The sequence below is a fragment of the Listeria ivanovii subsp. londoniensis genome (genome assembly GCF_000763495.1).
In the GTDB taxonomy this organism is placed as follows: domain Bacteria; phylum Bacillota; class Bacilli; order Lactobacillales; family Listeriaceae; genus Listeria; species Listeria londoniensis.
Genome location: NZ_CP009576.1, coordinates 1,543,476 through 1,555,733, shown reverse-complemented (window position 1 = coordinate 1,555,733; position 12,258 = coordinate 1,543,476). Strand labels below are relative to the sequence as shown.

The following is a 12,258-nucleotide window of genomic DNA, read 5'->3' as shown; positions in this document are numbered from 1 at the left end:
AGCACATTACCATGATTTACTAATTCAAATCTCATAAAAAAAGCACTCACTGTTGAAAGTGAGCGCCTGTTCGATAAATCAATCTTCTACTTGTGGCCATTCTGTATGGAAAATTCCTGGTTTATCAATTCTTTCATACGTATGCGCACCAAAGTAGTCGCGTTGTGCCTGAATGAGATTCGCAGATAGTACTTCAGAACGATAGCTATCATAGTAGCTAATTGCTGCAGTAAATGTTGGCACTGGAATTCCAGCTTTTACAGCTTCTGCTACAACAGTACGGAGGTCTCCTTGATAGTTATGTGCAATATCTTTGAAATAAGGATCTAGTAATAAGTTCTTAAGATTTTTATCTTGGTTATAGGCATCTGTAATTTTTTGTAAGAAGCGAGCACGGATAATACAACCAGCACGGAAAATTTTCGCAATTTCACCGTATTGTAAATCCCAGTCGTATTCTTCGCTTGCAGCTCTCATTTGAGCAAAACCTTGTGCATAAGAAGCGATTTTACTGAAATAAAGTGCACGGCGAACAGATTCGACAAACTCTTTCTTATCGCCTTCAAAATGATAGTTAGATGGACCATTTAAAACAGTGCTTGCATAGACACGCTCTTCTTTTAATGCAGAGATATAACGCGCAAATACAGATTCTGTAATTAAGGAAAGTGGAACGCCTAAGTCAAGCGCGCTTTGACTAGTCCATTTACCAGTTCCTTTTTGGCCCGCTTTGTCTAGAATGACGTCGACAATTGGTTTGCCGGTTTCTTCATCTTTTACTTTTAGAATGTTTTTAGTAATCTCGATTAAATAACTATCTAGTTCGCCATTATTCCATTCTTCAAATACGTCTGCAAGTTCCTCGTGATTAAGGCCACCAATTTCTTTCAAAATTGTATAGGCTTCTGCAATTAATTGCATATCTCCATATTCGATACCATTATGCACCATTTTAACATAATGTCCGGCACCATCAGGACCAATATAAGTCACACAAGGTTCGCCGTCTGCTACTGCAGCAATTTCACGTAAAATTGGAGCTACAAGGTCATATGCTTTACGTTGTCCACCTGGCATAATAGAAGGTCCTTTTAACGCGCCTTCTTCTCCGCCTGATACACCCGTTCCAATAAAGTTAAATCCTTCTTCGCTAAGCTCTTTATTACGACGAATCGTGTCTTTGAAGAAAGCATTACCGCCGTCAATCAAAATATCTCCTTCGTTTAAGAAAGGTTTTACTGCTTCAATCATCATATCTGTAGCATCGCCTGCTTTTACCATAATAAGAATACGACGAGGCACTTCAAGAGATTCGACAAATTCCTCTAAACTATAAGTTGGTACTAATTTTTTGTCCGCATTTTCTTCCATTACAGCTTTAGTTTTTTCAGTGGAGCGATTAAAGATAGATACTGTATGACCGCGGCTTTCGATATTTAAAGCCAAGTTACGACCCATAACGCCCATTCCTATAACGCCAATTTCTTGTTTTGCCATTTTGCACTTCTTCCTTTCCGGTTTATTAAGGCAGAAAAATCTGTCTTACTTCAACATGACACATAAAAGTATCAACATCATTTACTATATCAAAGAATTGCCTCTTGGACAATGAATCAATCCGAATTATTCGACTTTTTTTCATTAATTCAACTTTCTAAGTAAAATTTTTTCATTTTTTGCGGATTCGGCTAAGTTTATTACTAGCTGCATAAGGTTTTCTAATTGTTCTATAAATACATACTCTTTTTCTGTATGCGCATGCTCGTATCCAGCAGAAAGTAGCATCGTCGGTAGTCCCTTTTCATTTAGAATATTTGCATCTGTGCCACCTTCTAGATTGATTTCATGCATTTTTAAGCCTTGTTTTTTAGTAGCCTTTTGAAGAATATTCAGGAGCGGGTGTTTTTGCTGAAGATGATAGCCTTCGTAAATCAAGTGGGTTTCATAGGATAAGGTAGCAGCATATTTTTTGCAAATCTGACTAAAGCGTTCTTCTATTACTTGGATATGACCTAATGCTTTTTGATAATTGGCATCCGATGTAAAGATGATTTCCAGCCTAGCATCTTGCTGATTATTATCATTGATTCCACCAGAAAAAGACTGAATTTCCCAATGGTTTTCGCGATCAATTCGACCTGGCTTTGTCGCATGAAGTGCCATTCTTGCAACAGAAATCGGTGACATTTGAGTAGCGTCCGAACTAGAAATTGTAAAATTGACTGCCACTAACGTATTCGCTTTTGCTTGATAATTACCAACTTTACCTGGAGCATCTAAGCAATAACCATAAGCCGCTGTAATTTTTTCATCAGGGAATAACCGCATACCCATCATTCCTATTTCTTCTTTAGTAGTAAAGATAAATTCAATCGTTCCATGCATGGTTTTTGCCAAACTAAAATAATCTATCGCTGCTAACATTGCGGCAACGGCAGTTTTATCATCCGCTCCTAATGAAGCGGAATTCTCCGTCCTAATTTTCCCTTCATCTATATGGACAATCGGTTTTTCTGCACTTGGATGTGTATCAACATGGCCACAGAAAAAAATTGTCGGGAACTTTTCTGCTGTAGCAGGAATTCGAGCAATTAAGCCATATTTTTCATCTAAATGATACTCCACATCTCGTTCTATCAAATGATTTTCTATGTATGCTAAAATAGCTGCTTCTTTTCCAGAGATTGAGGGGATTTGAATTAGTTCCATAAAATATTTTTTCACGTTCATTGTCATAAGTTATTCACCTATATTCTTTCTTTTTGAGTAAAAAACACAAAAATCACTTGAAATTTTTGTTGATTATCAGTAAGATATATTTAAGAAATGCTTTATGAGAGGGGTTTTCTTCCAAAATGACTAATAAAAAAGTAGTTCGCGTTGTCGTTATTTTAATGTTAATCGCGATTGTGTTATCTAGTGTTTTAACTGGGGTATTAATGTTCTTATAAATGTTCTACGTCTGAGCCAAAATTGGTTCAGATTTTTTTTGGTTTTTTTCCAAAAAAAGAGCAGCACTCGAGAGTACTACCCAAGACATCTAGGGAGTTTAGGGGTATGAATCTAGATGTACTAAACAATACCCGCTAAAACTAGATTAAAACATAGTTAATATAGCACTGTGTTTTCTTTAGAAATTTTTTCTACAGCAGATTTAATGGCTTGTAAGAATTTACCAGCAAGTAGACCATCTAGAATGCGATGATCAATCGATAAACACAAATTAACCATGTCCCGAACGGCTATCATGTCGTCCACTATCACTGGACGCTTAACGATAGATTCCACTTGAAGAATTGCAGCTTGTGGATGGTTAATAATTCCCATTGATTGTACCGAACCAAACGAACCAGTACTATTAACGGTAAATGTACCACCTTCCATATCAACTTGCGCGAGTTTGCCACTACGCGCTTTGGAAGCAAGTTCGCTAATTTCACGTGCAATACCTTTAATTGACTTCTCATCTGCATTTTTGATTACTGGAACATAGAGTAAATCTCCTGCTGCAATTGCAATCGAAATATTGACATTTCCGTGTTCAATAATCTTATCTCCCGCCCACGTACTATTAAGCTGCGGAAACTCTTTTAATGCTTGCGCTACGGCTTTGATGAAAAAGGAGAAATAAGTTAATGAATAACCCTCTTCTTTTTTAAAGCTATCTTTGACAGAATTACGATAGCGAACCAGACCTGTTGCATCTACTTCAACCATCATCCAAGCATGCGGAATTTCTTGTTTGCTAACACTCATATGTTTAGCAATTGCTTTTCTAACGCCATTAATGGGAATTTCTTTATCAGTTGCTGAGGTTTGAACTGGTGCTGCTGTTTTTTCTGGTTCGCGTTTTAATGGTTGTTCTGGTTTTGAAACCACTGGACCATTTTCTATTACTTGAAGTAAGTCTTTTCTCGTAATCCGACCACCTTTACCTGTCCCTTGAATGGTATTTAAATCGATGTTGTTTTCACCAGCGATTCGAAGTACAGCAGGGGAAAATCTCCCACTTGCTGGCGACTCAGCTAATGTCACTTGTTTTTCTGATTCATTATTTTTTTTAGGTGCTTCTGGTGCTTGCTCTTTCGTTTCAGCTTCCGCACTTCCTGCTTCTGTTGTTTCAATTGTACAAATTACTTCGCCAACTTCTAGTGTTTCCTCTTCTTCCGCCAAAATTTCTTTAATGGTTCCGCTAAAAGAAGACGGGATTTCAGCAGTTACTTTATCGGTTAAAACTTCTGCGATAGCATCATACTTCTCTACCGTATCACCGGGTTTGACTAACCATGAACTAATGGTTCCTTCTGTTACACTTTCCCCTAACTTGGGCATAGTAATTTTTTCAACTGCCACGGGTCCTCACTCCTTTTGTTTAGAACGGGTTTAAAATTCCGCTAATTCTTTCATTGCATCCGCAACTTTATCTGGATTAATCATAAAATGTTTTTCCATTGTTGGAGCAAACGGCATAGCCGGGGTGTCGGGTCCAGCAAGTCTTGCTATTGGTGCATCTAAATCAAACAAGCAATGCTCTGAAATAATTGCCGCCACTTCGCTAATGATACTCCCTTGTTTGTTGTCTTCTGTTACAAGAAGGACTTTTCCAGTTTTCTTTGTTGCTTTGATAATTGCTTCTTGATCTAGTGGATAAATAGTACGTAAATCAAGAATATGCGCTTCTACACCTTCGCTAGCTAGTCTTTCAGCAGCTTGTTGTGCAAATTGGACAGCTAGACCGTAAGTAATAACGGTAATGTCATCGCCTTCACGAACAACATTTGCTTCACCGATTGGAACGATATAATCTGTTTCTGGAACTTCTCCTTTAAGTAAACGGTAAGCACGTTTATGTTCAAAGAAAAGCACTGGATCATTATCGCGAATTGCCGCTTTTAAAAGTCCTTTCGCATCATACGGGGAAGATGGAACCACAATTTTTAGTCCTGGTTGACCAAAAAATACTTTTTCGACCGATTGAGAATGATAAAGTGCTCCGTGAACGCCTCCGCCAAAAGGTGCGCGAATAACCATTGGACAAGACCAATCATTGTTCGAGCGATAACGAATTCTCGATGCTTCGGAAATAATTTGGTTCACTGCAGGCATAATGAAATCAGCAAACTGCATTTCAGCAACCGGACGATAGCCATACATCGCTGCGCCGATTCCAACTCCAGCAATCGCTGACTCTGCTAGCGGTGTATCTAAAACGCGGTCTTCACCAAATTCATCGTACAAACCGGCCGTCGCTTTAAATACGCCACCTTTTTTTCCTACATCTTCTCCTAAAATAAATACTTTATCATCGCGCTCCATTTCTTCTTTAAGCGCCATTGTTATTGCATCAATATATGAAATGACTGGCATTAAAATCCCTCCTAATCAGCTATTCGCTTCTTCATCGTATACATAAAGTAAAGATGATTCTGGCTCTGCGTATGCTGCACTTTCCGCGTAATCTGTTGCTTCATTTACTTCTTTTGCAATGCTCTTTTCGATTTCAGCAATTTTTTCTTCTGTTAGATAGCCTTCATCAACAAGTTCTTTTTCAAAAATCTTCAGTGGGTCTTTTTCTTTTGCTTCAGCAACTTCTGATTTCGAACGGTAGCTACTGTCGTCATCATCAGAGGAGTGAGGCGTGAAACGGTAGGAAACAGTCTCGATTAAGGTAGGTCCTTCCCCATTTCTTGCTCGATCAGCTGCGCGTTTAAAGGCAGTGTAAACTTCTCCCATATCGGTTCCATCTACACGTTCACCGGGAATTCCATAACCGATTGCTCGGTCCGAAAGTTTTTCTGCTGCATATTGTTTAGATGCTGGAACAGAGATAGCATATTTATTGTTATGAATGACAAAAACAACTGGCAACTTATGTACAGAGGCAAAGTTGATTCCTTCATGGAAGTCTCCTTGGTTAGAGGAACCTTCTCCTGTTGAAGCGTAAATCGCGACTGGATCGTTGGCCATTTTTGCAGCAAGACCTATACCAGCAGCATGTGGAAACTGCGTTGTTACTGGTGAACTTTGTGTCACAATACGATTTTCCTTTTGACCAAAGTGTGCTGGCATTTGACGACCACCTGAGTTAGGATCCTCCGCTTTCGCAAAAGCAGATAGCATAATGTCTTTTGCAGTCATACCAAATGCTAAAACGACAGCTAAATCACGGTAATATGGTAAGGCATAATCTTTTTCTAAATCAAAAGCAAACGCAGCGCCAATTTGTGCCGTTTCTTGCCCTTGTCCAGAAATCGTAAAAGGAATTTTCCCTGAACGATTGAGTAGCCACATTCGCTCGTCAAGTCGTCTAGCCATTAACATCGTTTCGTACATTTTTAATAATTGATCTTTAGTTAAACCTGCTTCTTTTAAAGTCATTTTTGTTCCTCCTTTAAAGCTGTATTAACCATGAATTGCGTTTCCATCCACAGCAAGGGCAGCTTCTCTAAAACTTTCTGATAAAGTTGGGTGGGGATGAATGGTATTTCCTACTTCCCACGAGGTTGCATTTAATACTTGTGCAAGTGCTGCTTCACTAATCATATCGGTTACGTGAGGCCCAATCATGCTAACGCCAAGAATATCTTCTGTATCTTTATCAGCAATGATTTTGATGAAGCCATCTGACTCTCCAAAAACTAATGCTTTTCCAATGCCTCGGAAGAAAAATTTACCTTTTTTGATGTTATAACCACGTTCTTTTGCTTGTTCTTCCGTAATACCAACGCTTGCAATTTCTGTTGACGTATAGATACAACGCGGAACTAAATCATAATCTAGTATTTCAGTTGCTTTTCCGGCAATATGATTGGCAGCGATAGTCCCTTCTTCCATGGCAACATGCGCAAGTTGAATTGTCGGGATACAGTCACCAATTGCATAAATATGACTTTCTTTTGTTTGATAAGCGTCATTAACTTGAATAAAGCCATTTTCAATTGCAACATCAGTATTTTGTAAGCCGATATTTTCCGTATTAGCGGAACGCCCTACAGAAACAAGAATTTTGTCTGCTGTGAAAGTTTGTTCCTCGCCTTTGATTGTTGCACTAATTTGGACACCTGTTTCGGTTTTTTTATAACTTGCTGCTTGAACTTCAGCAGATGTATGCATAGTTAATTTTTTCTTTTTATAAAGTCTTGCTAACTCTTTCGCTATTTCTTTATCCTCGGTTGGTAAAATTCTATCCGCATATTCCAGAACAGTTACTTCTACACCGAAATCGTGCATCATCGAAGCCCACTCCATTCCGATAACTCCGCCACCGACAATAATAATTGATTTTGGTAAAGTTTCTAGGTTAAGTGCGCCGTCTGAAGATAATACATTTTCTTCATCAATTGTAAGGCCATCAAGCGTGCGCGGTTTCGAACCTGTTGCAATAATTAGGTTTTTCGGAATTAGCATTTCATTTTCAGAACCATCCTCGAACTCGACAGAAACAGTCCCTGCAGTTGGTGAAAATATAGATGGACCTAAGATAGTCCCCGTTCCAACAAATAAATCGATTTTTCCTTGTTTAAATAGTTGATGAATACCTTTTTCTAATTGATCCACAATTGCTTGCTTTCTTGTTTGTGCTTGTAAAAAATTAATCCCGGCATTCCCTTCAACTGTAATACCGAATTCACTTGCTCTTTTCACTGTTTGCAAAACTTCCGCCGAACGTAATAATGCTTTTGTTGGGATACAGCCACGGTGAAGACAGGTCCCGCCAACTTTCCCTTTTTCAACGACAGCGACTTTTTGACCATTTTTAGCGGCTTGGATTGCTGCGACATATCCGCCAGTTCCTCCGCCAAGAATAACTACATCATATTCTGTTGCCACATTAGCTCCTCCTTTTAATAAACTTTTTCTTTTTCTATACCTGTAAGTACTCGCTGGACACCGCTATTTAAAGCTTTTAACTCATCTTCTCCAGGTTCTATAATGACCTTGGTTATCCAGCTTGTTTGTTCGATAATTTTATTTGTAAAAAGTTCGCTTCTAGCAAGTCCGCCAGTTAAGATAATCGCATCTACTTTTCCTTTTAAAACAACGGAACAAGCACCGATTTCTTTACTAACTTGATATGCCATCGCTTCAAATACATCTACTGCTTTTTCGTCACCAATTTGCACTTTTGTTTCTACATCTATCATGCTATTCGTTCCTAGATAAGAAATCATTCCACCACGACCTACTAGCAAATCATGCAGTTCTCGTTTTGTCCAGTTCCCACTAAAACACGCTTCTAGAAAAGCATTCATTGGTAATGAACCTGATCGTTCAGGACTAAAAGGACCATCTCCATCTAAGGCATTATTCACATCTACGGCTTTGCCTTGCTTATGTGCAGCAACAGAAATTCCACCACCGAGATGCGCGATAACAAAATTCATTTTTTCGTAATCAGAGCCAAATTGTTTAGCAATTTTATGTCCAGCTGCTTTATGATTTAATGCGTGAAAAATACTTTTCCTCTCAATAAGCTCATTTCCAGAAAATCTCGCAATCGCTTGCATTTCATCGACTACCACTGGATCAACAATGAAGCTTGGAATAGCAAGACTATCTGCTAATTTCTTGGCTAGCATTGCGCCAAGATTGGATGCATGTTCACCGTATTTATTAACTTCTAAATCCGCTATCATCTTTTCAGTAACTTTGTATGTACCACCAGCAACTGGATGAAGTAAACCTCCACGCCCAACTACTGCATCTAAATTTTCCACCTTATAACCAAACGTATCAATCACTCGGCGTAACAGTTGCCATCTAAAATCAAATTGTTCTTGTACATTATTAAAATTGGCTAGTTCTTGTATTCCATGTCTGATTGTTTCTTCAAAAAGTAATTTGTCGCCTTGATAGACAGCAAGTTTTGTGGAAGTGGAACCAGGATTTATTGTCAAAACATCAAAAGACATTTGATTTCCTCCAAATTTAATTGTGAAAAATGCTATAGTTATCATTTTCCCAAGGACTATTGTAACACGTGGGCTCTAATCAAATAAAAGCCTTTGCATTCAGATTGTTAAAGTCCGTCTATTCACATTATTTCATCATTTTCCAACCATTCTGACAGTTAGTATAAATGAAGCTAATTTATTTTCAGGAGTATCATTTCTAGAAGAGATAACTATTGGCACTCTTGCTCCAACGATAGCACTACCCACTCTCGCACCCGCAAAATAAACAAGTGATTTATAAAGGGCATTACCAGTTTCTATATTCGGCGCAATCAAAATATCTGCTTCTCCTGCTACACTGTTTTTGATGCCTTTATGGTGAGCAGCTTCTTTGGAAATTGCTACATCAAGTGCGAGCGGTCCAGCAATTGCTAACGTATCCCCAAAGTGATTAACTACTTCATTTGCTTCAACCGTAGAAGGCATTTTATCTGTGATGTCTTCCACCGCGCTAAGCAAAACGATTTTTGGATTCCATATACCAATTTTATTTGCAGCACTTACTGCATTTTCAGTAATAGCCATTTTCTCCTTCGCTTTTGGCGCGACATTCATTGCACAATCCGTTAATAATAGCGGTTTATGATATGTCGGAATATCGAAAATAGCAATCTGGCTTAGTAAATTTCCTGTTCTAAGTCCATTTTCTTTTTTTAACACATGATGCATTAAAGTAGCTGTCGGAATAAACCCTTTCACTAAAATATCTGCTTCTTTGTTTTTTACTGCTAAAATGGCACCTTGAGCTGCTTCATCTGCTGTATCTGTTTGAATCCAAGTAACTCCTTCATTTGTCGTTAAAGCTTTGTCTTCATTTTTCCCAAATAACAAGAATTTACCTAATTTTTGTTTCAATGCTAGACGAATTGTTTCTAATACTACTTCATCATCCGCACCTGCTACTGCAAAAACGTAAGAACTGGTTTCTACTTTGTCTGAAAAAAATCTGTTTTTGGTCATAAAATAACTCCTTTTTCGCACAAAAAAGCCGCATTTCGAAATTAGTAGTTGTTTTTATGACCAGGTAATAAATTATTACCTTATTCATTTTAAGCAAAAACTATTCGATATGCAAGCAATTTCGTTTTTTTAATAAGTTTCTTTTACTCTTTCAGCTTGTTCAATCATTTCTTTTGCATGTTGTTTAGTTAGTTCTGTCACTTCAATCCCAGCAATCATTCGGCTAATTTCTTCTACTTTTTCATCACCTGTTAGGATGGTAACTGAAGTTGTTGTACGTTTGTTTTGAACTTTTTTGGTGATGTAATAATGATGGTTAGCCATTGCAGCAACTTGTGGCAAATGACTGATGCAAAGAACTTGTGAGCCAACAGAAACGGCATAAATTTTCTCTGCAATCGCCTGTCCAACACGACCACTTACACCTGTATCAACTTCATCAAAAATAATGGAGGTGATTCCTTGGTGTCTAGAAAAAATGGTTTTAAGTGCTAACATCATCCGGGACAACTCTCCACCTGAAGCAATTTTCGCAAGTGGTTTTAATGGTTCACCAGGGTTGGTAGACATATAAAAAACGATACTATCTTGTCCTGTTTCTGTCAATTCCATTTTCTCGGTTTCAAAACGAACGCTAAAAATCGCTTTTTCCATATAAAGTTGGTTTAGTTCTTGTTTAATTTGTTTTTCTAGTGTCGTTGCCGCCTTTTTGCGAATGTCAGTTAATATGGTCGCTTGTTTTATAAGCTCCACCTTTAAATTGGCTAGTTTGGTTTCTAAGTGACCAACATGCGACTCACTATCTGTTAATTTCTCCATCTCGCTACTAATTTCTTGTTCGTAGTGAATGATATCTTCAATCGTTTTGCCATATTTGCGTTTCAATTGGTTGAGATCATTGAGGCGTGATTCGATTTGGTTAAGTTCTTCTGGTTGAAACTCTAATTGATCGAGTGATTGCCTAATTTGGCTCATACTATCCTCTAACATATAATAACTAGATGAGATTGCTTCACTAACAACTTTATAGTCCGCATGAATACTAGCAGCAGAATCCATCTGGCGCATCGCTTCTCCAATAAATTCAAGCCCACCCGGCTCACCCTGAATGGCGGTATAAGCACCTTGTAAGTTTTCGTTTAATTTTTCAAAATTAGCTAGAATATTTTTTTGTTCTAATAAACGATCTTCTTCACCAGCTTGTAGATTAGCATTTTCGATTTCTTGTTGTTGAAAACGGAGCATATCAAGACGTTGCGCAAGTTCACGTTCATTTTTCGTCCAATTTTGCCATTCTTTTGAAATGGATTGATACTCTTTAAAATTCGCTTGATATTTCGTTAGCGCTGATTTGATTTTATCAGCAGCAAAGCGATCTAGTAGTGATAAATGGAATTCCTCATTCATGAGTTCTTGGTGTTCATGTTGACTATGGATATCAATTAATTTAGAACCTATTTGACGAAGTAACACGGTAGTAACCAACTTGCCGTTAATCCGACAACTATTTTTACCTGAGCGAAATAAGTTGCGTTCTAAAACAACCATATTATCTGTTGCATCTATTCCATGTTCCAAAAGCGCATCTCGGCACGCCAAATTATCTTCTGCTAGTGCAAATAGCCCTTGTAATTCGAGTCGTTCTTCTCCGTGACGAATAAAATCCGTGGAGCCGCGCCCGCCAACAAGAAGACCAAGCGCATCAATAATAATTGATTTACCTGCGCCGGTCTCCCCCGTTAATACCGTCATCCCTTCCCGAAAACTCAAAGATAGCGATTCGATGATAGCAAAGTTTTTAATTGTCATTTCTTGAAGCAATATTATTCACCTCCAACCATTTTTAAAGCATATCTATAAAACGATCCGTTAATGTTTTTGCATTTTCTTCCGAGCGACAAATAATTAAGCAAGTGTCATCTCCACAAAGAGTTCCTGCTTTTTCTGGCCAGTCTAGGTTATCTATTAATGCACCAACAGAATTACCGTTTCCTGGCATTACTTTTAAAATAATCATAAATTGTACGGTATCGATGCCTATAAAACAATCAATTAATGTGCGTTTTAGTTTTTGATGCGGGTTAAAGCTATTATCGGCAGGTAGACTATACTTATAGCCACCTGTTTGTGTTGGAACTTTGACAAGATGAAGTTCTTTTATATCACGGGAAACAGTTGCCTGGGTGACTTTAACATCGCGTTCTAATAGAAGTTCTACTAAATCTTCTTGCGTGTCAATCTCATTAGATGTAATCAATTCTCGAATAATAATATGACGATGACCTTTATTCATTCCTTCTTCACCTCACGATAATTTTCTACTTACATCTTATCCGAAAAAACG

At 38.0% G+C, this 12,258-nt stretch carries 11 protein-coding genes; 1 reads left to right on the top strand and 10 read right to left on the bottom strand.

What is annotated here, in order from left to right:
• Positions 1–78 precede the first annotated feature (78 nt).
• Together gndA and JL53_RS07655 are read right to left on the bottom strand one after the other, a co-directional pair.
• The gene (gene gndA / locus JL53_RS07660; protein WP_003719651.1) at positions 79–1,497 is read right to left on the bottom strand and encodes an NADP-dependent phosphogluconate dehydrogenase; all 1,419 of its coding nucleotides are present in this window, start codon (positions 1,495–1,497) and stop codon (positions 79–81) included.
• 144 nt (positions 1,498–1,641) lie between these two features.
• A complete protein-coding gene (locus JL53_RS07655) occupies positions 1,642–2,736 on the bottom strand; it encodes a M20/M25/M40 family metallo-hydrolase (RefSeq protein WP_003719650.1) in 1,095 nt (364 codons plus the stop codon).
• A gap of 119 nt (positions 2,737–2,855) precedes the next feature.
• On the opposite strand from JL53_RS07655, the gene prli42 reads away from it, so the two are divergent.
• Positions 2,856–2,951 (top strand): stressosome-associated protein Prli42, encoded by a 96-nt coding sequence (gene prli42 / locus JL53_RS15575; protein ID WP_003722501.1) that lies wholly within the window; start codon positions 2,856–2,858, stop codon positions 2,949–2,951.
• A 157-nt stretch (positions 2,952–3,108) separates the two neighbouring features.
• On the opposite strand, the gene JL53_RS07650 is transcribed toward prli42, so the two are convergent.
• From JL53_RS07650 to ahrC, 8 genes are all read right to left on the bottom strand, one after another.
• Positions 3,109–4,353 carry a dihydrolipoamide acetyltransferase family protein gene (locus tag JL53_RS07650; protein ID WP_003719649.1) on the bottom strand — a complete coding sequence of 415 codons (1,245 nt, stop codon included), beginning with the start codon at positions 4,351–4,353 and terminating at the stop codon, positions 3,109–3,111.
• A 30-nt stretch (positions 4,354–4,383) separates the two neighbouring features.
• Positions 4,384–5,367, bottom strand: coding sequence for an alpha-ketoacid dehydrogenase subunit beta (locus tag JL53_RS07645; protein WP_003719648.1), 984 nt, complete (start codon positions 5,365–5,367; stop codon positions 4,384–4,386).
• A 15-nt stretch (positions 5,368–5,382) separates the two neighbouring features.
• Positions 5,383–6,378 carry a thiamine pyrophosphate-dependent dehydrogenase E1 component subunit alpha gene (locus JL53_RS07640; RefSeq protein ID WP_003719647.1) on the bottom strand — a complete coding sequence of 332 codons (996 nt, stop codon included), beginning with the start codon at positions 6,376–6,378 and terminating at the stop codon, positions 5,383–5,385.
• A 24-nt stretch (positions 6,379–6,402) separates the two neighbouring features.
• Entirely contained in the window at positions 6,403–7,830 is a 1,428-nt protein-coding gene (gene lpdA, locus JL53_RS07635; RefSeq protein WP_038407260.1) for a dihydrolipoyl dehydrogenase, read from the bottom strand.
• Positions 7,831–7,844: 14 nt separating this feature from the next.
• A complete protein-coding gene (buk, locus tag JL53_RS07630) occupies positions 7,845–8,912 on the bottom strand; it encodes a butyrate kinase (protein ID WP_038407259.1) in 1,068 nt (355 codons plus the stop codon).
• Between the two features lie 135 nt (positions 8,913–9,047).
• Positions 9,048–9,914: a phosphate acyltransferase gene (locus JL53_RS07625; RefSeq protein ID WP_038407258.1), complete on the bottom strand. Its 867-nt coding sequence runs from the start codon at positions 9,912–9,914 to the stop codon at positions 9,048–9,050.
• Positions 9,915–10,043: 129 nt separating this feature from the next.
• Complete coding sequence (gene recN, locus JL53_RS07620; protein WP_038407257.1) at positions 10,044–11,735, bottom strand: DNA repair protein RecN; 1,692 nt, start codon at positions 11,733–11,735, stop codon at positions 10,044–10,046.
• Between the two features lie 22 nt (positions 11,736–11,757).
• Positions 11,758–12,207, bottom strand: a complete 450-nt coding sequence (ahrC, locus tag JL53_RS07615) for a transcriptional regulator AhrC/ArgR (protein ID WP_003719642.1) — start codon at positions 12,205–12,207, stop codon at positions 11,758–11,760.
• Positions 12,208–12,258 lie beyond the last annotated feature (51 nt).

Coding starts and splice junctions, on each gene's coding strand:
- gndA (WP_003719651.1), bottom strand. CDS start 1,497: ATGGCAAAACAAGAAATTGGCGTTATAGGAATGGGCGTTATGGGTCGT.
- JL53_RS07655 (WP_003719650.1), bottom strand. CDS start 2,736: ATGACAATGAACGTGAAAAAATATTTTATGGAACTAATTCAAATCCCC.
- prli42 (WP_003722501.1), top strand. CDS start 2,856: ATGACTAATAAAAAAGTAGTTCGCGTTGTCGTTATTTTAATGTTAATC.
- JL53_RS07645 (WP_003719648.1), bottom strand. CDS start 5,367: ATGCCAGTCATTTCATATATTGATGCAATAACAATGGCGCTTAAAGAA.
- JL53_RS07640 (WP_003719647.1), bottom strand. CDS start 6,378: ATGACTTTAAAAGAAGCAGGTTTAACTAAAGATCAATTATTAAAAATG.
- buk (WP_038407259.1), bottom strand. CDS start 8,912: ATGTCTTTTGATGTTTTGACAATAAATCCTGGTTCCACTTCCACAAAA.
- JL53_RS07625 (WP_038407258.1), bottom strand. CDS start 9,914: ATGACCAAAAACAGATTTTTTTCAGACAAAGTAGAAACCAGTTCTTAC.
- ahrC (WP_003719642.1), bottom strand. CDS start 12,207: ATGAATAAAGGTCATCGTCATATTATTATTCGAGAATTGATTACATCT.